Below are 18747 nucleotides of genomic sequence, written 5' to 3'. Positions count from 1 at the left end.
CCTCCCTTCCTTCCCGCCCCCCTTCGCTTCCTTCCGCTTCGTTCTTTCCTTGTGTGAGGTGCCGCACCGAAGCGGCGCGCACGCCGCGCCACTATGGTTTCACCCCTTCCCGCGCGCTTTGCACCTTGCCGTGCCTGGCGCGGCCGGTGCGGGACAAAGCCTGGCTTCGGCCGGGTTCGGCGACCGCGGTGCTGGCCCGCACCGTGGCCGCCTCCATGGCTGCCGGGCCTTGCGGCGCATTGAGAAGCCGCCAACGAGCAGGAGCGGAGCGACGATGATCCTTCAAGGAAACGACCCGACTACCGGCGCTTCGTTTTCGCTGGGCAACCGGATTCAGCGCCAGCTCTGGCACTGGGCCTGGCTGTGCCTGTTCCGACCAAGCCCGCGCCCGCTGCATGCTTGGCGCGCGGCGCTGTTGAGGTTGTTCGGAGCGCAATTGGGCCCGCATGTGCATATCTATCCGGGCGTGAAGATCTGGGCGCCGTGGAACCTGCGCGTGGGCAGCCATGCCGGCGTGGCCGATGGCGTCACGCTGTACAACATGGCGCCGATCGACATCGGCGATTTCTGCGTGGTCTCGCAGGGCGCGCACCTGTGCACCGGCACGCACGACTACAACAGCGCCAACTTCCAGCTGGTAGCCCATCCCATCGTGCTTGCGGCGCACGTATGGATCTGCGCCGAAGCCTTTGTCTCGCCAGGTGTGACGCTGGCCGAGGGCGCGGTGATCGCGCCGCGCGCGGTGGTGAGCAAAAGCCTGCGCACGCCATGGACCGTCTACGCGGGCATCCCGGCCCGCGCCATCAGCACGAGAGCCAGACATGCCAAGTCTCCAGCCTAGCCAGCCCATGCAAGCGCCGGGCATCTCCGTGCTGATCCTGACCCGCAACGAGGAGCAGGACCTGCCGGGCTGCCTGCAAAGCGTGGCCTGGTCGGACGACATTCACGTGTACGACTCGATGAGCACCGACGCCACGGTGGCGATCGCGCAGCGCTTTGGCGCGCATGTCACGCAGCGCGTCTTCGACAACTGGGCCAGCCACCAGAACTGGGGCCTGCAGCACATCGGCTTTCGCCATCCCTGGGTGTTCTACATCGACGCCGACGAGCGCATGACGCCCGAGCTCGTGGCGCAGGCCCGGGCCGCAGTGCGCGCGGCGCGCGACGAGGTCGCGTTCCGGGTGCAACGGCGCGACTTTTTCCTAGGCACGTGGTTGCGCCATGTACAGACATCTCCCTTCTACCTGCGCTTGTTCCGCCCGGAGCGGATGCGCTATGAGCGCCTGGTAAACCCGGTGTCGATTCCCGACGGCCCGGCCGGCGAGCTGACGGGCTACCTCGATCACTACCCGTTCAGCAAAGGCGTGACCCACTGGATCACCCGCCACAACAACTACAGCGGGCTGGAAGCGATGCAGATCATCGAGAACCGGCGCGGCGAGGCGGCGTTCAGCCTGGCCGAAGCCCTGTTCGCGACGGATTTCCACCGGCGCCGCGCGCACCAGAAGGAGCTGTTCTTCCGCCTGCCGTTGCGCCCCCTCTTCAAGTTCGCGATCCTGTACCTGGGCAAGCGCGGTTTTCTCGATGGACGGGCCGGGCTCACCTACGCCATGCTGCAGTCGATCTACGAGTACTTCATCGTGCTCAAGACGCGCGAACTGGAAAGGTCCATGGCGCTGCCCGCGCCAGATCCCGGGTCCGCGTGCCCGGAAAGCGCGCCGGCGCCCGTGCCCCAATCCCTCCCGATGCCGGGTATGGCTGCAGATGGGGAAGGTGAATTCGGCAACCTGCCAGTCGCATCGGCCAGGCAAACGGTCGCGGTGGCTGGCGGGCGAAATCCCTGACAGCAGGCGAAATTGCTGCCCATGCCATATTTGCCGTTCCTGCGGCGAGCGGCCGCACGGCCATGTGCGCTATACGTTTCGATGGGCTGAGCGCCCGGCAGAAGCACTTCGGATGTATGCAATGTTTGCGATAAATTCCCGCTCACCCGTGTCTGCCAAAACGCGGCAATATGCGTTTAAACCCAGAAGTGGGAGCGTTCAGTGCGATTTCGAAATATTTGGCATGCTGTCTGGTTGCTTATGTTCGATACCGCATATGATTCGAGGCTGGCATTCTTCCGTTGGGAGAATCAGGCACCAGTGACATAGATCATGCCGTTGCAAGACTGTGGGAGCACCTTCGCTCCCGCCGCCCCCGATGCGAGGGCAGGTTACGCAAGAGGCCTAATGGTGCCAGCATGCAACCGTCTTCATGACTCGCGTAGCCTTGCATTGCCAAGCCCCAAACCAGCGCGGAAGGCTCGCGCTGTCACTGCTGTTTCTCTCGCAGTGCGGTGTATTTAGTTAACGGGTGAACGGATGAAACTGGATTCAGAACTGGCTGAAAAGCCTTACTACAGTACGCGTACCGCCGCGAAGCTGCTCAATGTTTCGTTAGGCACAGTACAGAAGATGGTGGAGCGTGGCGAACTCGGGGCCTGGAAAACCAACGGCGGCCACCGGCGCATACATAAGGAGACCGTGCATCGCCTGCTGGCCACGCGCGTGGGGCAGGAACTTCCGTCAGTGCATGAACTCGACCTGGTGGTGTTTCACCCGAACCACCAGGAAGCTCAACGCATCCACGCGCAATTGGGCAAATGGGGCTTGCCCCTGAAAAGCGTGGTGGTGGAGGACGTGGTGGATACCATCATTACTTCGGTCAGCTCGCACCCACGAGTGGTGCTGTACTACGTGGAAGAACTCACTGACGCCGAGTCGGCCACCATCGAGAAGCTGCAGAACTTCTTTGCACGCCAGAACGTCATCTTCGCCGTGATCACCAACCGCCAGGCCTATGACGGTGTGGCCGATGCACTGCAGCAATGGGGCATCATGGTGTTCCTGAAAACGCCCTCGCTGGAGGAAGTCAAAGGCTTCCTGCGCGCGCAGCTGATGATGACCCGGGGTGCGGCCGGCTGATCAGCCGGCACATCGCCAGGATCCTGTCCAGGACCCTTCACCGGCAGCTATCTGCCCGGCCGCCACCCGGCCGCCCGGCTTGCCTTGCCCGTTACCCGTGGGCGTGGCACTCGCTATAAACCGCACACCACAACGCCGCAGTCTCGTAACCCGCACGACTGCGGCGTTGTGGCATGAGCCGCTGCGTCAGGCCAGCGCCGCCAGCGGCTCACGCACGGGCTGCGGCGCCCCGGCGTCCATCATCCAGCCATAGAGATTGCGGGGATCGGGCGGCGTCGCCACCAGTTCCACGTGACTGCCCCGATGCTGGGCGTGGGCCGCGGCATGGAGCCAGCGCAGCGCGGAGTAATCCTCCAGTGCAAATCCCACCGAATCGAACACCGTCACCTGCCCTGTTTCGGTGCGCCCGGCCACCCGGCCGGACAAGATCTCCCACAACTCCGTCACCGGCGTATCCGCTGGCAATTGCTGGATCTCGCCTTCGATGCGGGTCTGCGGCGCGTACTCGACCACAATGCGCGCCTGGCGCAGGATCTGCGGATGCAGTTCGGTCTTGCCCGGGCAATCGCCGCCGACCGCATTGATATGCACCCCGGGCGCGACCAGGTCAGGCGTGAGGATGGTGGCCCGCGTCTTGTCGGCGGTGATGGTGCTGATGATGTCGGCACCCTGCACAGCTGTGCGCACGGAGTCCACCGCCGCCACCTTCAGCCCCGGCACGCCTTGCAGGTTGCGCGCGAGCCGCGCCGTCGCGGCGGGATCGATGTCGTACGCGCGGATCTCCCGGATGCCCACCATGGCATGGAAGGCCAGTGCCTGGAACTCCGCCTGCGCGCCGTTGCCAATCAGCGCCAGCGTCGCGGCGCCGGGCCGCGCCATCACCTGCGCGGCCAACGCCGACGTGGCGGCGGTGCGCAACGCGGTGGCCAGCGTGAGGTCGCACAGCAGCAGCGGGAAGCCGCTCGCCACTTCCGCCAGCACGCCAAACGCCATCACCGTTGGCATGGCGTTCTGCGCATTGCGCGGATGGCCGTTGACGTACTTGAACGCATATTGCACGGCGTCGCTCACCGGCATCAGCTCGATCACCCCGTCGACGGAGTGCGTCGCCAGCCGCGCGGATTTGTCGAATGCTTCCCAGCGCACAAAATCCTGGCGAATGTGATGCGCCATCTGCGCGATGGTGTTGGCGACGCCCGTGGCGCGCACCAGCGCCGCCACATCGGCGGCGTCCAGAAAGCGGGTCATGGCGATCTCCTTCATGGTGTTCTCCCTTGCTGGCTCGGTATTGGTGTTTGCTCGCCCTTCGCGCTCACGCCGCCACCGCGGCGCCATCGGCCGCGGCGCTCGCCCGGGCCGGCCCGCTGGTACGGTCCAGGCGCAGTGTCATGCAGTAGGCGCCGCCGCCGGACAGCATGTACGGCGATAGGTCCACCTCGCGCAGCTGGTAGCCGCGCTGGCCCAGTTCGGCGCGCAGGTGCGGCGTGGTGCGCGTCATCACCACCTGGTCATGCAGGTTGACCGCATTGACGCTGAAGTGGCGCAGGTCGTCCTCGCTCGCTTCGATGCGCAGGCTGGCCGGCACGCGCTCGCGCAAGATGCGCAGGGCGTCCTGCGTAAAGGCGGGCGGGTAGTAGAGAATCTCGCCGCCGGACAGCGGACAGAAGCACACGTCGAGGTGATAGCTCTGCGCCGTGGCAAGCTCCAGCGCGACAACCTCGCGGCCGAAATGGCTCGCCATGGCATCGGCCGCGGCGCGCGAGGAGCGCGGGCCAAAGCCGGCCCAGAAATGGCCGCGCACGGCATCCCAGATGCAGTCGCCAGCGCCTTCCTGGTAGCAGCCTTCGGGCAGCAGGCTGACGGAGTCGATCAGGCCGCGCTCGCGCAGGCCCTCGAAGATCCGCGCAAAGGGCGCTTCCTCGCCGGCCCGCTGGGGATAGCGAAAGCGCGCCAGCACGGCGTGGCCGTCCAGCACCACGGCGGCATTGGCGGGGAACACCATGTCGGGCAAGCCGGGCGCGCCGGGCGCGATTTCCACCGTGAAGCCGGCCGCCTGCAGGGCCGCGTGCAGGGATTCGAAGGATGCCACCGCATTGCGATGCATGCCGCGCGGGTCGCTAGCCCAGAGGCCGGGGTCCATCCACGGGTTGATGCTGTACGACACATCGTAGTGAGTGGGCTCGACAAGCAAGATGGTGGGCTGGTGGATCACGCTGGCTCCTTTGGGTGATGGGTGACGGGGGGTCGTCAGTCAATGCCTTGGAATGCCTGCATTCTGATGTACTGCCGCGCCAACCAAAAGCCAGCAAATTGCGCAATTTGCCTATGCCACAATGCAAAACGCCAGCTAAAATTGGCAAATCGCCAGCCGCGAAGATCGTGCCGGCAAAGGCACCCCCTCGCCTCCCACGGGAACCACCATGGACGACACCGACCGCCAGTTGCTGGCCCTGCTGCGCGACAACGCGCGCACGCCGGCCACCGCCCTGGCCAAGGCGCTGCGCGTCTCGCGCGCCACCGTGCAGAACCGCATCGACAAGCTGGAAAAGGAAGGCCTGATCGTGGGCTACACGGTGCGGCTAAAGCCTGAAGCCGAGGCGCACCGCATCCGTGCCTGGATGACCATCGCGGTGGAAGGCAACAAGGCGCGCGCGGTGCTGCAGGCGCTGCGCGGCGAACCCAATGTGCAAGCCATGCACACCACCAATGGGCGCTGGGACATCATCGCCGAGCTGCGCGCGGATTCGCTGGAAGCATTCGACCGCACACTGGACCGCATCCGGCTGATCGATGGCATCGCCGCCACGGAAACCAGCATCCTGCTGTCGAGCTACAAGCTTTAGAGGCGACGCGAGCGCGCTTACGCCGCGGCAGTGCCGCGCAGCCGTTCCCGCCGGGTTTCCTCGTGCAGCACCTGCCCGCTGGGGCGCAGCAGGTCGCGCAGCGAAACCACGCCCACCAGCCGCATGGAATCCAGGTCGGCCACCACCGGCAGCCGGCTGACACCGAGCTCCGCCATGCGGCCCGCTGCAACGCGCGCGGTCTGCGCCGGCAGCAGCACCTGGTGCGGCTGCAGCGGCGCCATCAGCGCGCGGCCGGCCTCCATTGATGCCTCCCGCCCGCGCAGCGCGTTGCGCTCCAGCATGCCGACCACGCGCGCCGCGCACACGACCGGATAGCCGCGATGCGGTGCGTGCTCGCCAAAGTGGCTGGCCCACAAGACGTGTACCGGCTGCTCGCCATCCACGCTGACCACTGCCGTCGTCATCAAATCCGCCACGTGCTGGCGCTCCAGAGGATCCACGCCATACTCGCGATAGATATGCAGGCCCCGGCGTGCGATCTTCTCGGTCATGATCGAGCGCTTCATGGTCAGCACCGTGAAGCCATGCGCCATCGCCACGGTCAGCAGCAGCGGCAGCAGGGCATTGCTGTCATGCGTCAGGCCAAAAGCGAAGACGATGGCGGTCAGCGGCGCGCCCAGCACGCTGCCCAGCACGCCCGCCATGCACACCAGCGCCCACAACGGCGCAGAGGCGCCGGGCAGCCACGGCGCCAGCGCCACGCCAAGGCCCGCGCCCAGCATCAGCAGCGGGGCCAGCACGCCACCCGACGTGCCGGACCCCAGCGCTGCCACCCAGATGATGGCCTTGACCGTCAGCAGCGCCAGCACCACGCCGATCGCCATGCGGTTGTGCAACAGGTCCGCGATCACGTCATAGCCCACGCCCAGCGCGCGCGGCTCGAAGTACCCGCCAATGCCGACCACCAGCCCGCCGATCGCCGGCCACCACATCCAGTGCAGCTTGAGCTTGGAGAACTGGTCCTCGGTGCGATAGAGCGCCAGCGTCAGCGCGGCGCCCAGCACGCCGCAAAGCAGCCCGGCAACCACGCACGAGCCCAGCGCCATGGTACTGGCCGGCGCGGTGTGCAGCGCAAACAAGGGGCCAGGCTCGAACACCATCGTGCGCAGGAAGCCGGCAACGGCGCAAGCCAGCGCCACCGGCAGCAGGCTGCGCGGGCGCAGCTCGAACAGCAACAGTTCCACGGCCAGCAGCACCGCCGCCACCGGCGTGCCGAAGATCGCCGTCATGCCGGCGCAGGCGCCCGCCACCAGCAGCGTCTTGCGCTCGGCCGCGGTGAGATGCAGGTACTGCGCGAGCAGCGAGGCGATCGAGCCGCCGGTCATGATGATCGGCCCCTCCGCGCCGAACGGCCCGCCGCTGCCGATCACGATGCCGGAGGACAGCGGCTTGAGCACGGCCACCCGGGGCGACATCTTGCTCTTGCCGAACAGCACGGCCTCGATGGCCTCGGGGATGCCGTGGCCACGGATCTTGTCGCTGCCGTAACGCGCCATCAGGCCCACCAGCAGGCCGCCGACCGCCGGCACCACGATGACCCATGCCCCCAGCGCGTGCTGCGCCGGCGAGCGATCCGCCAGCGACAGGGTCTGATAGAAGAACAGATTGGTGAAGAACCGGATCAGGTTCAGCAGCAGCACGGCAGCCGCCGTGCTGATAGCCCCGATGAGGGGCGCCAGCGCTGCCAGCAGGAGCAGCCGGCGGTCGACGGCGTAGTCGCGTTTTTCGAAGTGCATGGCCAGGATCGGGAAGCAGGCGGAGAAGGGGGCGCGGATCGCGGGCGGATCCCGCTGCGCGAAAAACGAAATGTATCACGTCATGATATATTTGCGCACTGGATTTCCGGAGCACGATGCCAAGGCGATCCAGGTGCGCCATTGCGCGCATTCGCCCGCACAACCCAAAGAAAAAAGACCCATGCCGCCATCCCAGGCCCCCTCCTTAGCCGACTTCCCGCCAGCGCGGGCACGTGCGTGGCTGCGCGCGTTTGCCCCCACGCCCATCGCCGCCGGCCGCCGCGAACGCGTCAAGAGCTGCCTGGGCGCGCTGGTCGGCCTGCTGCTTACCGAATGGATCAGCCGTCACCTGCTGGGTGGCTTCAACCCCTGGTTCATCGCCCCGATGGGTGCCTCCGCGGTGCTGCTGTTCGCCGTGCCCGCGAGCCCGCTGGCGCAGCCCTGGTCCATCATCGGCGGCAACCTGGTGGCCGCGCTGATCGGCGTGGCCTGCGCACGCTGGATCCCCGAGCCTGGGCTGGCCGCCTCGGTGGCCGTGGCGCTGGCCATCGTCGCCATGTTCCAGTTGCGCTGCGTGCACCCGCCCAGCGGCGCGGTGGCGATTACCGCGGTGTTCGGCGGCCACGCCGTGACACAGCTTGGCTTTGGCTTCGTGGTGATGCCGGTCGCGGTCAACTCGATGTTGCTGCTGCTGGTGGCGCTGCTGTTCAACAACCTGATGCGCCGGCGCTATCCGCACCGCCCCGTCGAACACGCCAACCCGCACCGCACCGCCGATCCATTGCCGAGCGAGCGGGTGGGGTTCAACCGCAGCGATCTGGACGAAGTGCTCAAGGCGCGCGGCGAGTTCCTGGACATCGAGGAAGACGACCTGGAAGACATCCTGGTGGCCGCGCAGTTGCGGGCGTATCGCCGGCACTTTGGCGATGTGCGGTGCGTGGACATCATGTCGCGGGACGTGGTGACGGTGCAGCCCGGGCAGAGTGCCCTGGAGGCGCGCGCCCTGCTGTTCAAGCATGGGATCCAGGCACTGCCGGTGGTGGACGCGCAGCGGCGGCTGCTTGGCATGCTTGGGTTGGCGGATCTTCTTGCCGCGCGCAATGGCGCCGAGGGGCAGGTCCGTGCGGGAACTGCCAAGGACCTGATGCACACCAGCATGGCTACGGCCCGGGCGGAGCAACCCATGGTGGAGCTGGCGCGGGCGTTTTCCAATGGCGGCCTGCATCAGGTGCCGGTGGTGGATGCCCAGCGGCGGCTGCTGGGCATTGTCACGCAATCGGACCTGATCGCCGCGCTGCTCGAACAAGGCCCGCCGCCAAAAGTAGAACCCACCGCGCAGCCGGCAGGCTGACCCGCGCGGGCGCTAGCGGCTCGCCTGCAACCCGCCCGCCGCCGCCATGGCGTGTGCATCGGCACGCGCCATGCCATTGAACAACAGGTTCAATACCACCGACATCACGCAAGCCAGCAGGATGCTGCTGTGCATGATGGGCTGCAGCCAGCCCGGCAACTGATTGAACAGCGTGCCCGAGAACGTGGGCAGCAGCGAAATGGCCAGGGTGGCGGCAACGATATACACGTTGTGCCGCGTGCCCTCGAAATCCACCCGCGCCAGCGTGCGCACGCCCGCCGAGGTCACCACCCCGAACATGAACAGCCCTGCCCCGCCCAGCGCCGGCAGAGGGATGGAAGCGACGACCGTGGCCAGCTTGGGAAACAAGCCCAGCGCGCACAGGATCACGCCCGCCGCCACCACGACCCAGCGGCTCTTGACGCCCGTCACCACCAGCAGGCCGATGTTCTGGCTGTAGATGGTGTAGGGAAAGCCATTGAGCGCCCCGCCGATCACGCTGGCCAGCCCGTTGGCCCGCAGGCCATCCGTCATTTCGCCCGCACTCAGCGGCTTGTTCACGACATCGCCGATCGCCAGGAACAAACCCATCGACTCGATCATGATGATGATCATCACCACCACGATCGTCAGCGTGGCCACCACGTCGAACACCGGCCAGCCGAAATAGAAGGGATGGATCACGTCGACCATCGGCGCCTCGGCCACGCCATGGAAGTCCACCATGCCAAAGGGGATCGCCGCCAGCATGCCGGCCGCCAGCGCCAGCAGCACGGAGACATTGGACCAGAAGCCCTTGAGCCACTTGTTGATGACCAGGATCAGCGCGAACACGAAGCCCGCCAGTGCCAGGTGATGCGGCGCGCCGAAATCCGGCGCGCCGCGCCCGCCGCCCACCCAGTTCACGCCGACGGGAAACAGCGACAGCCCCACCACCATCACGATGGACCCGCCAACGATGGGCGGAAAGAAGCGCAGCAGCTTGCCGAACACCGGCGCCAGCAGCATGGTGATGACGCCGCCCGCCATCACCGCACCGATCACGGCCGGCAAGCCAAGCGCAGGATTGGTGGCGATGACGAGGATCGGCGGGATGGCACTGAAGGCCACGCCCTGCATCACCGGCATGCGCACGCCGAAGCGCCAGACGCCCGCGGCCTGCAGGATGGTGGCGATGCTACAGGTGAAGAGGTCGGCATTGATCAGGACCGCCACCGCCTCCTTGGGCAGCTTGAGCGCGCTGGCGATGATCATCGGCACCGCAATGGCGCCGACGTACATTACCAGCACGTGCTGCAAGCCCAGTATCACCAGCGGCCCGGGGGCGGGCACCTGGTCAACTGCGGCCGGCCTGTCGCCGGTCAGGTCTTGGGTGTTCATGGGGTTGTCTCCTCTTGTGCCGTTACGTGCGATGACGCGACATCTCTGGGAATACGGGCGCGCAAAAAAGAAAGCCCCGGAACCTGACTAGCGCCCAGCAGGCGCCGGGGCAAGATCAAGCAAGCATTACAGGTGCACCTCCTTCTCGCCGTGCGCCTGCAGCAGCGCCATCAGCTTCTTGCGCATCACCAGCCCGGGCTTGTCGGACGGCATGTGGAACTCCATGCGCCGCGTGGTATCGATGGGCGCGTCGTAATCCGTGGCTTCCAGGATCTCCTTGTCCTCGCGCGTGACCGCATGGTCGAACTTGACCAGTTCCTCGGCCGGCGCCTGCTGCTCCGTGTCGTTGCGGTATAGCCACTGGACCATCATCGTGCTCTTGTCGTCGATGGGCGTGGCACAGTTCACGATGGTGTGCACCAGGCCATTCGGATAGGTGCAGCCGAAGCGGCGCGAGAACGGCATGTACCAGTTGTCGTGCAGGTGGCGGATGGTCTCCGGCTCCTTGCTGCCGGTAAGCAGCCAGCTATCGGGCGGGTTCATGATCGGCACCGAGCGGCGCGACTCGAAACCCCACGCGTTCTCGATGATCTCGATGTCTGCCGGCTTCGGGCTGGCGAACTTGCCGAAGGTGTTCTTGTGCACGAAGCTGAAGTGCGCGTTGTCGAACGAGTTCTCCATGAAGCGCAGGCCGCTGCATGCCCAGCGCTCGTAGAACTGCGGGATGCGGCGCAGCGAAGGATCGTTGCCTTCGGGGATGTCCGGGATGTCGGTCAGCGGGTCTTCCAGCGCCACCCACACGTAGCCATAGCGCAGCTTGCAGTGGTAGTTCGCCACCCGTGCGTTGGCGGGGATCATGTTCTGCGGCATCTGCGGAATGCGCACGCACTTGCCGCTGCAGTCGTAGGACCAGCCGTGATAGCCGCAGCACAGCAGGCCATCTGAATCCACATAGCCCTTGGAGAGCTTGGCGGTGCGGTGGCAGCAGCGGTCGCGCACGGCCGCGGGCGTGCCATCGGCGCCGCGCCAGATCACGATGTCCTCGCCCAGCAGCGTGAACGGCTGCGGGCCAAGGTCGAGCCTGGATTCGGGAATGACTGCGTACCAGAAGCGCCGCAGGACCGGTTGTTGAGTGACAAGCATTGGGAAGTCTCCTCTCGTATTGTCGAGTGTGGGTTGTGCCGGCGTGCAGGCGTGCGGCGCGTTGCGTTCTTGTTTCAGCCTGGTGCGGCTGGTGCGGCTTGCACCGGCAGCCAGTCGCTGATCTGTTTGGCAAGCGCGCCCTTTTGCGCCACGGCCTTGCCCAGCAGCGCGAATCCGGTCAGGCCGCCTTGCGTATCGCGGCACAACGCGCGCAGGCCCGCGCCGGCTTCCCCGGCCGCCGCCTGGGACTCGATCTCCCAGTTGCCCGCGCCGGCCAGCGCGGGCGACACCACGGCCGGCAGCACGGGCGTTTTCACCACCACCGGCATGGCGGCGTAGCGCAGCGGCGTCGGCGTGCCGGCCAGCGTGCGGGCCAATGCGCGCGCAGCCTGCATCAGCGGCATCACGTAAGGCAGCACCAGGCCGTCGACCTCGGCGCAGTCGCCCAGCGCGTAGACCGACGGCGCGCTGGTGCGCAGCAGGCGGTCCACCACGATGCCGCGCGCAGTGGCAATGCCGCCGTCCTGCGCCAGCGCCACGCGCGGCAGCAACCCGGTGGCGGACAGCACCACGTCGGCGGCAATCTGCGCGCCGCTGGCCAGTTGCACCGCGAGCGCGCCATCGCGGCGATGCACCGCGACCGGCATCTCGCCAAGGTGCAGCCGCACGCCTAGGCCGCGCAGCGCGCCGGCCATCAACTCGCCTGCCTCGCCCGGCAGCAGCCGGCCGAGCGGCCACGCGGCGGGATCAACCAGCTCGACGTCGAAGCCACCGGCGTGCAGGTCGTTGGCGAACTCGCAGCCGATCAGGCCCGCGCCGAGGATGGCCACGCGCCGCTTGCCTTGCAGCGAGGCGTGAAAGCGCGTGTAGTCCGCAAGATCGTTGACGGTCTGCACGGCATCGGCCCCATCGCCTTGCAAGCCCGGCGCACGCGCTTGCGCGCCCAGCGCCAGCACCAGTTGTCCGTAGCGCAGCGCTTGCCCGTCGACCAGCACGGTGCCGGCGGCGGCATCGATGGCCGATGCGTCGGCATGCGTCATCACGCGCGCGTTGAGCTGCGCGGCCATCGTCGGCGCGCTGGCGATGGCCAGTGCGGCGGGTGCCTTGTTGCCGGCCAGCGCATTGGACAGCATCGGCTTGGAGTACGACTCGCCGCCGTCGCGCGTGACGATGACCAGCGGCGTCGCGCTGTCGAGCTTGCGGAACTCGCGCGCCAGCGTGTAGCCTGCCAGGCCGGTGCCGAGGATGACCAGCGGCAGCGCCGGCTGCGTCTTCGCGGTGATGGCGTCGTTGGCGTCGTTCGCGTCGTTCGTCATGGCTCAGGCCACCACTTCCATCTCGAACTCGGCCTTGCTCACGCCACAGTCCGGGCACAGCCATTCGTCGGGGATATCCTCCCAGCGCGTGCCGGCGGGAAAACCGTGTTCGGGCATGCCGAACGCTTCGTCGTATTCAAAGCCGCATACCATGCATTTCCATTTCGTCGCTGTCGTCATGGCGAGTCCTTTCATCGGGTTCGGGTTGTTACGTGTTTGCGTGCCGGCCGGATGGCTAGACACTGGCCTGCGCCAGCGCAAATGGCGTGGCGCGCAGGCGCTTGCCGGTGGCCGCAAAGATGGCGTTGCCGATCGCCGGCACCACCGGCGGGTTGGACAGTTCGCCGACGCCGCCGGGCTGCCTGCCGGAGGGCGGCATCACCACGATCTCCAGCGCCGGGGCGTCGCTCATGCGCACCACCGGGTAGTCGTGGAAGTTGCTTTGCTTCACGCCGCCGTTCTCGATATGCACCGCATTCATCAGCGCGGTGGACACGCCCCAGTAGATGCCGCCAGCCAGTTGCTGGCGCACCGAGCCGGGATCGACGGCAAGCCCGCAGTCCACCACGCAGGTGATCTTGTGCACGGTGATGGCGCCGTTCCTGACGCTGACATCGGCCACGATGGCGATATAGCTCTTGTAGCCTTCGTAGGTGGCCACGCCCAGGCCACGGCCATTGCCGCCCTTGCCCGGCTTCGCGCCGGCTCTCCAGCCCGCCAGTGCGGCGGCGCGGTCAAGCACCGCCACATGCTCGGGCTTGCCATGCAGCAGCTTTCTGCGCAATGCCACCGGGTCCTGCGCGCTGGCATGCGCGGCTTCGTCGATCAGGCTTTCGATGGCGAAGATATTCGGCACGTAGCTCACCGCGCGCCACCACCACACCGGCAAGCCCGGCTCGTGGCGCACCCAGGCGAGGTCGAGCGCGGGCACCTGGTAGTAGAAATCGTCGCGCATGCCCTCGGTGCAGCTTGGATCGACCGGCACCTTGGCCAGGAAGCCGGGATCGTCGGGCTCCTTGATCGACGGCACCACGGCGCGCAGGCTGAAGGCCTGCACATTGCCGGCCGCGTCCAGCGCGGCGCGCGCCTTGTGCACGCTGGCGCTCTGGTAATAGAGCGCGTGCATGTCGTCTTCGCGGCTGTAGAGCAGCTTGACGGGGCGGCCCATGCGCTTGGCGATATAGGTCGCTTCCAGGATGATGTGCAGCCCTTCGCGGGCGCCGAAGCTGCCGCCGGCTTCGGTCAGATGGATCTTCACGTTGTCGCGCGAGACGCCGGCAATGGTCTCGGCCGCCTGCGCGCAGCGCGAGGGCACCTGCACGCCGCCCCAGTACTCCACCGCATCCGGCCGCACCCACGCCACGATGCTGAGCGGCTCCATCTGCGCATGCGCCTTGTAGGGCATGGTGTAGACCGCTTCCACCACCTTGGCCGCGCCCTGGAAGGCGGCATCGGCATCGCCCTTGACCTTGGACTTCTTGCCAGGCTCGTCCACGCGCGCGGCCATGGCGCGGATGGCGGCCTGGGCGCTGAAGTCCTTCATCGCGCTGTCGCCCCACACCACCTTGAGCGCCTGGCGCGCGCGCTGCGCGGCCCAGAAATGATCGGCCACGATGGCCACGCCGGGCTGGCTGGCGCCATTGATGGGGCGCGCGGCCGGCGCGTCGGGGCGGAAATGCGCGATCGTTTCCGGGATTTCGGTGGCGAACACATCGCGCACGCCGGGCAACGCCTTGACCTCGGCGGCGTTGAACGACACCACCCGCGCGTTGACCACCGGCGCGTGCACCACGATGGCGCTCAGCATGTCCGGCAGCTTGATGTCGATGGCGTAGCGCGCGCGGCCGGTGAGCTTGTCGGCCACGCGGTAGCTGCTGCGCTCCTTGCCGATCAGCACGAACTCGTCTGGCCGCTTGAGCGTGACCTCCAACGGTACCGGCAGGCGTGCCGCGCCTTCGGCCAGCTCGCCGTAGGTGAGGCGCTGTCCGCTGGCCACGTGGATCACGGCGCCAGCGGCCGTCTTGCAGGCCGCCGGCTCGACCGCCCAGCGCTGCGCCGCGCACGCCACCAGCATGGCGCGCGCGGTGGCGCCCGCGCGGCACAGCGTGTTCCACTCCAGCGCCACGCTGGTGCTGCCGCCGGTGGCGTGCATGCCCCACAGCGGATGCAGGTAGGCCTTGGCAAGCGGATCGTCGGGCTGGATCACCTGTACGGTGGCCCAGTCGGCATCCAGCTCCTCGGCCAGCATCAGGCCCAGCGCGTTCTTCACGCCGGTGCCGCTGTCGTATTTGTGGACCACCAGCAGCACGCGGTTGTCGGGGGTGACGCGGACCCAGGCATTGGGCGCGAAGTTGCCGGCCGCGCTATCGGTGATGGGCGCGGCAGCCGCGTTGCGGATGAACTGGCCTGCGCTGCCGATCTCCAGCAGCAGGCCGCCGGCGAGCGCCGCGCCGGCTTGCAAGAAGCGGCGGCGCCCGCCGCTGGCCGGGGTGGCATCGATAAGGTTGAGCTCGCGCGTCATGCTGGCTTGCCTCCACGCAGTTCGGCGGCGGCGCGATGGATCGCGCGGCGGATGCGGTCGTAGGTGCCGCAGCGGCAGATGTTGCCGGCCATGGCGGCGTCGATATCGCTGTCGGTGGGATTGCGCTTGCTGGCCAGCAGCGCGGCGGCCGACATCAGCTGGCCGGACTGGCAGTAGCCGCATTGCGGCACGTCTTCGGCTTGCCAGGCTTTCTGCACCGCGTGCAGCGCATCGGGCTGGCCCAAACCCTCGATGGTGGTGACCCGCTTGCCGGCCACGGTGGACACCGGCGTCTGGCAGGCCCGCACCGGGGCGCCATCCACATGCACCGTGCAGGCGCCGCACAGGCCCATGCCGCAGCCGTACTTGGTGCCGGTGAGATCGAGCTCGTCGCGCAGCACCCACAGCAAGGGGGTGTCGCCGGGAGCTTGCACGGCGCGCAGGGCGCCGTTGACGTTGATGGGGGTCATGGTTTTTTCTCCTTGCTCCGCCGTTTGTCAGTGCTTGGCGCAGCTTGGCGCTGCTGATTGCTGTCTTCGGGGGCTGGCGGGCCGTGTTGAAGCAAAGACTAGCTGCGCCAAATCCATATGTGAAATATGATTTAAGAATCTTTTCCATACGACATCGATATGGATATCCGCCAGCTCCGCTATTTCATCGCCGTCGCCGAGGAGGGCAACTTCAGCCGTGCCGCCGAGCGCCTGCATATATCCCAGCCGCCACTGAGCCAGCAGATCAAGTCGCTGGAGGCGTCCCTTGGGGTCATCCTGTTCGAGCGTGGCCGCCTGGGCGCGCGCCTGACCCGGGCGGGCGAGGCGCTGCTGACGCGGGCGCGCGACATCGTGGCCGACCTGGACTCGACCCGGAAAATGGTGCTGCGCGTGGCCGACGGGCTGGAGGGTTACCTGCGCATCGGCATCATCAATTCCGTGATGTACGGCCCCCTGCCCCGTACCATGCGGCTGTTCCAGGAGCGCAACCCGGCGGTGGAGTGGACCCTGCACGAGATGCTCCCCGACCAGCAGGGCGAGGCGCTGGTGCGTGGCCAGATCGACGTCGGCTTTGCGTCCAGCGCTACCGGGCGCGAGGAACTGCGGTCGATCCGCGTCTACCCGCAGCCGCTGATGGCCGCGGTGCCGGCAAGCCATGCGCTGGCGGCAAGCGGCCGGATCCGGCTGAAGGCGCTGGCGGCGGAACCATTTGTGCTGCTTAATACCCAAAGCCCGGTGATCCGCAGCTTGCTGGCCGCCTGCGTGCGCAATGGCTTCCACCCGCGCGTGCTGCACGAGTCGGTGGATCCGCAGACGGTGCTCAGCCTGGTGGGCGCCGGCGTTGGGGTCAGCGCGCTGCCGCGCTCGCTGTCGGGCGCGCCGCGCGAGGATGTCGCCTTCCTCACGCTGGACGAGCCGGGGCTGGCCGCCGACCTTTATGCCACCGTGCGGCGCGACCATGGCCTGCCCGCGCTGGACCGCTTTCTCACGCTGCTGGAAGATGTCACCGAGGTATGGCATCGTGAGACGTTTGGGGAAGGCCTGCGTAGCACGTAGCGCGCCGGACATCCCGCAATGCAACATGGCTGCCCCCGCGATGCCGCCCGTCTCCGGCGGGCTACGGGTTTTCCTATATATTGTTGCCGTTTACGTCACACCGGCAGCCCAGGAGAAGCACCCGATGAATTCCGGCCAACTGATTGAAAAACTCGCCGCCATCTTTGCACTGATCGTGCTGATCGGCGGCTCGTTGCTGGTGCTCGCGCCCTTTACCACCGCGCTGTTGTGGGGCGCCATCCTCGCCTTCAGCTCGTGGTACCCCTATACGGTGCTGTCGCGCTGGATGGGCAACCGGCGCAGCCTGGCGGCCCTGATCTGCGTGCTGCTGGCCGCGGTCATCGTGCTCGGCCCCTTTGTCTATGCCGGCGCCAGCGTCTCCGCGCACATCGACGAGCTGTCCGGCCTGGTCGACCAGTTCTTCGATCACGGCGCGCCCGCGCTGCCCGGGTGGCTGACCGGCCTGCCTTATGCGGGCGGCTACCTGCAAAGCTCCTGGGACAAGGTGATCCATGCCGACTCGGAGATGGTCGCCAACCTGCGCAAGCTGATCGCGCCCGTGGGCCATGTGGTGCTGGGCGCCGGGCTGTCGATCGGCGCCGGACTGGGCCAGCTGGCGCTGTCGATCGTGCTGGCGTTCTTCTTCTATACCGGCGGCGAGTTCGCGGTGGCGTGGCTGCGCGCGGGCATGCGCCGCATCGCCGGCGAGCGCGCCGACCACCTGCTGGCGCTGGCCGGCAACACCGTCAAGGGCGTGGTCTACGGCGTGCTGGGCACGGCCTTCGTGCAGGCGTTGCTGGCCGGCATCGGCTTCTGGATCGCCGGCGTGCCCGGCGCCGCCATCCTTGGCTTCATTACCTTCTTCCTGTCCGTGATCCCGGTCGGCCCGCCGCTGGTGTGGATTCCCGCCGCGCTCTGGCTTTACCACACCGGCTCGCTCGGCTGGGCCATCTTCATGGTGGTGTGGGGCGTGGGCGTGGTCAGCATGGCCGACAACGTCATCAAGCCGCTCCTCATTAGCAAAGGCACCGACATGCCGCTGATCTGGGTGATGCTGGGCGTGTTCGGCGGCGCGCTGGCCTTTGGCTTTCTCGGCGTCTTTATCGGCCCGACGCTGCTGGCGGTGGCCTACGCGCTGCTGCGCGACTGGACCATCGGCTCGCAGCACCTGACCGACCCGCCGCCCGCGCTGGCGCAAGGCAAGCCCATCACCACCGCCGAGGACGTGGCGGGTTCCGGCAAGGCATGAGCGAAACCAGCCGTCCCGAACCGCAGCCATTGGCAGCGCCGCCCACCCAGGCCGAGCTGGCCCGGCTGGTGGCCTGCGAGTACTGCGATGCGGTCTACCAGCGCGCCGAGCTGGAGCCGGGCGAGCGCGCGCTGTGCCTGCGCTGCGGCGGCCAGCTCTACCGCGACAGCGCGCGGGCCTATGCGCGGCTGCTGCCGTTGGTCATTACCGCGCTGATCCTGTTCCTGGTGTCCAACGCCTATCCCATCGTCGAGATGGATCTCAAGGGCGTGCGCACCGAAACCACGCTGTGGGGCGCGGTGCAGGCGCTCTACGCGGACAACATGACGCTGGTGGCCGTGCTGGTGTTCGCCACCACCATCCTGTTTCCCTTGTCCGAGATGCTGATGATGCTTTACCTGCTGGTGCCGATGGCGCGCCACCGGATGCCGCCGGGCTTCGAGCGCATCGTGCGCGGCATCCAGCAAACCCGGCCGTGGGGCATGATCGAAGTCTTCATGATTGGCGTGCTGGTCACGCTGGTCAAGCTCTCGACCATGGCGCGGGTGCTGCCGGGCGTGGCGCTGTGGTCGTTCGCCGCGCTGGTGATCGTGCTCGCCGCGATGCTGTCGTTCGATCCGCGCGATCTGTGGCAGCACCTGGACGAGGAGCCGCCCCGATGAGCGCCCCGACCC

Annotated in this window: 17 protein-coding genes; 8 read left to right on the top strand and 9 right to left on the bottom strand. The window is 67.3% G+C overall.

Annotated features, from left to right (window positions below; genetic code table 11):
* Window positions 1-274 precede the first annotated feature (274 nt).
* From AC1RWI_RS34700 to AC1RWI_RS34690, 3 genes are all read left to right on the top strand, one after another.
* Window positions 275-841 (top strand): LbetaH domain-containing protein, encoded by a 567-nt coding sequence (locus AC1RWI_RS34700; RefSeq protein ID WP_043344295.1) that lies wholly within the window; start codon window positions 275-277, stop codon window positions 839-841.
* Window positions 822-1844 carry a glycosyltransferase family 2 protein gene (locus AC1RWI_RS34695; RefSeq protein ID WP_492870574.1) on the top strand — a complete coding sequence of 341 codons (1023 nt, stop codon included), beginning with the start codon at window positions 822-824 and terminating at the stop codon, window positions 1842-1844. Before AC1RWI_RS34700 ends, AC1RWI_RS34695 begins: the two co-directional genes overlap by 20 nt.
* 519 nt (window positions 1845-2363) lie before the next feature.
* On the top strand, window positions 2364-2966 hold the full coding sequence (locus AC1RWI_RS34690) for a helix-turn-helix domain-containing protein (RefSeq protein ID WP_006160260.1): 603 nt from the start codon (window positions 2364-2366) through the stop codon (window positions 2964-2966).
* A gap of 186 nt (window positions 2967-3152) precedes the next feature.
* Here AC1RWI_RS34690 and ocd read toward each other — a convergent pair whose 3' ends face one another.
* Together ocd and AC1RWI_RS34680 are read right to left on the bottom strand one after the other, a co-directional pair.
* Window positions 3153-4229: an ornithine cyclodeaminase gene (ocd, locus tag AC1RWI_RS34685; protein WP_043344291.1), complete on the bottom strand. Its 1077-nt coding sequence runs from the start codon at window positions 4227-4229 to the stop codon at window positions 3153-3155.
* A gap of 49 nt (window positions 4230-4278) precedes the next feature.
* Window positions 4279-5178 carry a dimethylarginine dimethylaminohydrolase family protein gene (locus AC1RWI_RS34680; protein ID WP_043344288.1) on the bottom strand — a complete coding sequence of 300 codons (900 nt, stop codon included), beginning with the start codon at window positions 5176-5178 and terminating at the stop codon, window positions 4279-4281.
* 208 nt (window positions 5179-5386) lie between these two features.
* Here AC1RWI_RS34680 and AC1RWI_RS34675 point away from each other — a divergent pair, with 208 nt between their 5' ends.
* On the top strand, window positions 5387-5809 hold the full coding sequence (locus AC1RWI_RS34675) for an Lrp/AsnC family transcriptional regulator (protein WP_006160263.1): 423 nt from the start codon (window positions 5387-5389) through the stop codon (window positions 5807-5809).
* Window positions 5810-5826: 17 nt separating this feature from the next.
* Here AC1RWI_RS34675 and AC1RWI_RS34670 read toward each other — a convergent pair whose 3' ends face one another.
* Window positions 5827-7566 carry a chloride channel protein gene (locus AC1RWI_RS34670; RefSeq protein ID WP_043344282.1) on the bottom strand — a complete coding sequence of 580 codons (1740 nt, stop codon included), beginning with the start codon at window positions 7564-7566 and terminating at the stop codon, window positions 5827-5829.
* A 181-nt stretch (window positions 7567-7747) separates the two neighbouring features.
* Here AC1RWI_RS34670 and AC1RWI_RS34665 point away from each other — a divergent pair, with 181 nt between their 5' ends.
* Window positions 7748-8917 (top strand): HPP family protein, encoded by a 1170-nt coding sequence (locus tag AC1RWI_RS34665; protein WP_043351337.1) that lies wholly within the window; start codon window positions 7748-7750, stop codon window positions 8915-8917.
* A 12-nt stretch (window positions 8918-8929) separates the two neighbouring features.
* On the opposite strand, the gene AC1RWI_RS34660 is transcribed toward AC1RWI_RS34665, so the two are convergent.
* The 6 genes from AC1RWI_RS34660 to AC1RWI_RS34635 all read right to left on the bottom strand — a co-directional run bounded on the left by AC1RWI_RS34660 (window position 8930) and on the right by AC1RWI_RS34635 (window position 15747).
* The gene (locus AC1RWI_RS34660) at window positions 8930-10297 is read right to left on the bottom strand and encodes a nucleobase:cation symporter-2 family protein (RefSeq protein WP_492870573.1); all 1368 of its coding nucleotides are present in this window, start codon (window positions 10295-10297) and stop codon (window positions 8930-8932) included.
* A gap of 126 nt (window positions 10298-10423) precedes the next feature.
* Window positions 10424-11440 carry an aromatic ring-hydroxylating dioxygenase subunit alpha gene (locus AC1RWI_RS34655; RefSeq protein WP_043344279.1) on the bottom strand — a complete coding sequence of 339 codons (1017 nt, stop codon included), beginning with the start codon at window positions 11438-11440 and terminating at the stop codon, window positions 10424-10426.
* A 74-nt stretch (window positions 11441-11514) separates the two neighbouring features.
* Window positions 11515-12756, bottom strand: a complete 1242-nt coding sequence (locus AC1RWI_RS34650; protein ID WP_492870572.1) for an NAD(P)/FAD-dependent oxidoreductase — start codon at window positions 12754-12756, stop codon at window positions 11515-11517.
* Window positions 12757-12759: 3 nt separating this feature from the next.
* Window positions 12760-12936, bottom strand: a complete 177-nt coding sequence (locus AC1RWI_RS34645; RefSeq protein WP_492870571.1) for a rubredoxin — start codon at window positions 12934-12936, stop codon at window positions 12760-12762.
* A 55-nt stretch (window positions 12937-12991) separates the two neighbouring features.
* A complete protein-coding gene (locus tag AC1RWI_RS34640) occupies window positions 12992-15277 on the bottom strand; it encodes a xanthine dehydrogenase family protein molybdopterin-binding subunit (protein ID WP_492870570.1) in 2286 nt (761 codons plus the stop codon).
* The gene (locus AC1RWI_RS34635; RefSeq protein ID WP_043344270.1) at window positions 15274-15747 is read right to left on the bottom strand and encodes a (2Fe-2S)-binding protein; all 474 of its coding nucleotides are present in this window, start codon (window positions 15745-15747) and stop codon (window positions 15274-15276) included. The genes AC1RWI_RS34640 and AC1RWI_RS34635 overlap by 4 nt, the downstream gene beginning before the upstream one ends.
* A 159-nt stretch (window positions 15748-15906) precedes the next feature.
* Here AC1RWI_RS34635 and AC1RWI_RS34630 point away from each other — a divergent pair, with 159 nt between their 5' ends.
* The 3 genes from AC1RWI_RS34630 (at window position 15907) to AC1RWI_RS34620 (ending at window position 18735) form a co-directional block, all read left to right on the top strand.
* A complete protein-coding gene (locus AC1RWI_RS34630; protein ID WP_492870569.1) occupies window positions 15907-16824 on the top strand; it encodes a LysR substrate-binding domain-containing protein in 918 nt (305 codons plus the stop codon).
* 124 nt (window positions 16825-16948) lie between these two features.
* Window positions 16949-18073 (top strand): AI-2E family transporter, encoded by a 1125-nt coding sequence (locus AC1RWI_RS34625; RefSeq protein ID WP_492870568.1) that lies wholly within the window; start codon window positions 16949-16951, stop codon window positions 18071-18073.
* Window positions 18070-18735: a paraquat-inducible protein A gene (locus AC1RWI_RS34620; protein ID WP_052494433.1), complete on the top strand. Its 666-nt coding sequence runs from the start codon at window positions 18070-18072 to the stop codon at window positions 18733-18735. The genes AC1RWI_RS34625 and AC1RWI_RS34620 overlap by 4 nt, the downstream gene beginning before the upstream one ends.
* Window positions 18736-18747: the final 12 nt, after the last annotated feature.

The sequence above is a fragment of the Cupriavidus sp. MPR-AND1C genome (assembly GCF_058809705.1).
The sequence above is the reverse complement of the archived record's forward strand: the minus strand, read 5'-3'. Positions and strand labels throughout refer to the sequence as shown.

Coding starts and splice junctions, on each gene's coding strand:
- AC1RWI_RS34700 (WP_043344295.1), top strand. CDS start 275: ATGATCCTTCAAGGAAACGACCCGACTACCGGCGCTTCGTTTTCGCTG.
- AC1RWI_RS34695 (WP_492870574.1), top strand. CDS start 822: ATGCCAAGTCTCCAGCCTAGCCAGCCCATGCAAGCGCCGGGCATCTCC.
- AC1RWI_RS34690 (WP_006160260.1), top strand. CDS start 2,364: ATGAAACTGGATTCAGAACTGGCTGAAAAGCCTTACTACAGTACGCGT.
- ocd (WP_043344291.1), bottom strand. CDS start 4,229: ATGAAGGAGATCGCCATGACCCGCTTTCTGGACGCCGCCGATGTGGCG.
- AC1RWI_RS34675 (WP_006160263.1), top strand. CDS start 5,387: ATGGACGACACCGACCGCCAGTTGCTGGCCCTGCTGCGCGACAACGCG.
- AC1RWI_RS34670 (WP_043344282.1), bottom strand. CDS start 7,566: ATGCACTTCGAAAAACGCGACTACGCCGTCGACCGCCGGCTGCTCCTG.
- AC1RWI_RS34665 (WP_043351337.1), top strand. CDS start 7,748: ATGCCGCCATCCCAGGCCCCCTCCTTAGCCGACTTCCCGCCAGCGCGG.
- AC1RWI_RS34660 (WP_492870573.1), bottom strand. CDS start 10,297: ATGAACACCCAAGACCTGACCGGCGACAGGCCGGCCGCAGTTGACCAG.
- AC1RWI_RS34655 (WP_043344279.1), bottom strand. CDS start 11,440: ATGCTTGTCACTCAACAACCGGTCCTGCGGCGCTTCTGGTACGCAGTC.
- AC1RWI_RS34650 (WP_492870572.1), bottom strand. CDS start 12,756: ATGACGAACGACGCGAACGACGCCAACGACGCCATCACCGCGAAGACG.
- AC1RWI_RS34645 (WP_492870571.1), bottom strand. CDS start 12,936: ATGACGACAGCGACGAAATGGAAATGCATGGTATGCGGCTTTGAATAC.
- AC1RWI_RS34640 (WP_492870570.1), bottom strand. CDS start 15,277: ATGACGCGCGAGCTCAACCTTATCGATGCCACCCCGGCCAGCGGCGGG.
- AC1RWI_RS34635 (WP_043344270.1), bottom strand. CDS start 15,747: ATGACCCCCATCAACGTCAACGGCGCCCTGCGCGCCGTGCAAGCTCCC.
- AC1RWI_RS34630 (WP_492870569.1), top strand. CDS start 15,907: ATGGATATCCGCCAGCTCCGCTATTTCATCGCCGTCGCCGAGGAGGGC.
- AC1RWI_RS34625 (WP_492870568.1), top strand. CDS start 16,949: ATGAATTCCGGCCAACTGATTGAAAAACTCGCCGCCATCTTTGCACTG.
- AC1RWI_RS34620 (WP_052494433.1), top strand. CDS start 18,070: ATGAGCGAAACCAGCCGTCCCGAACCGCAGCCATTGGCAGCGCCGCCC.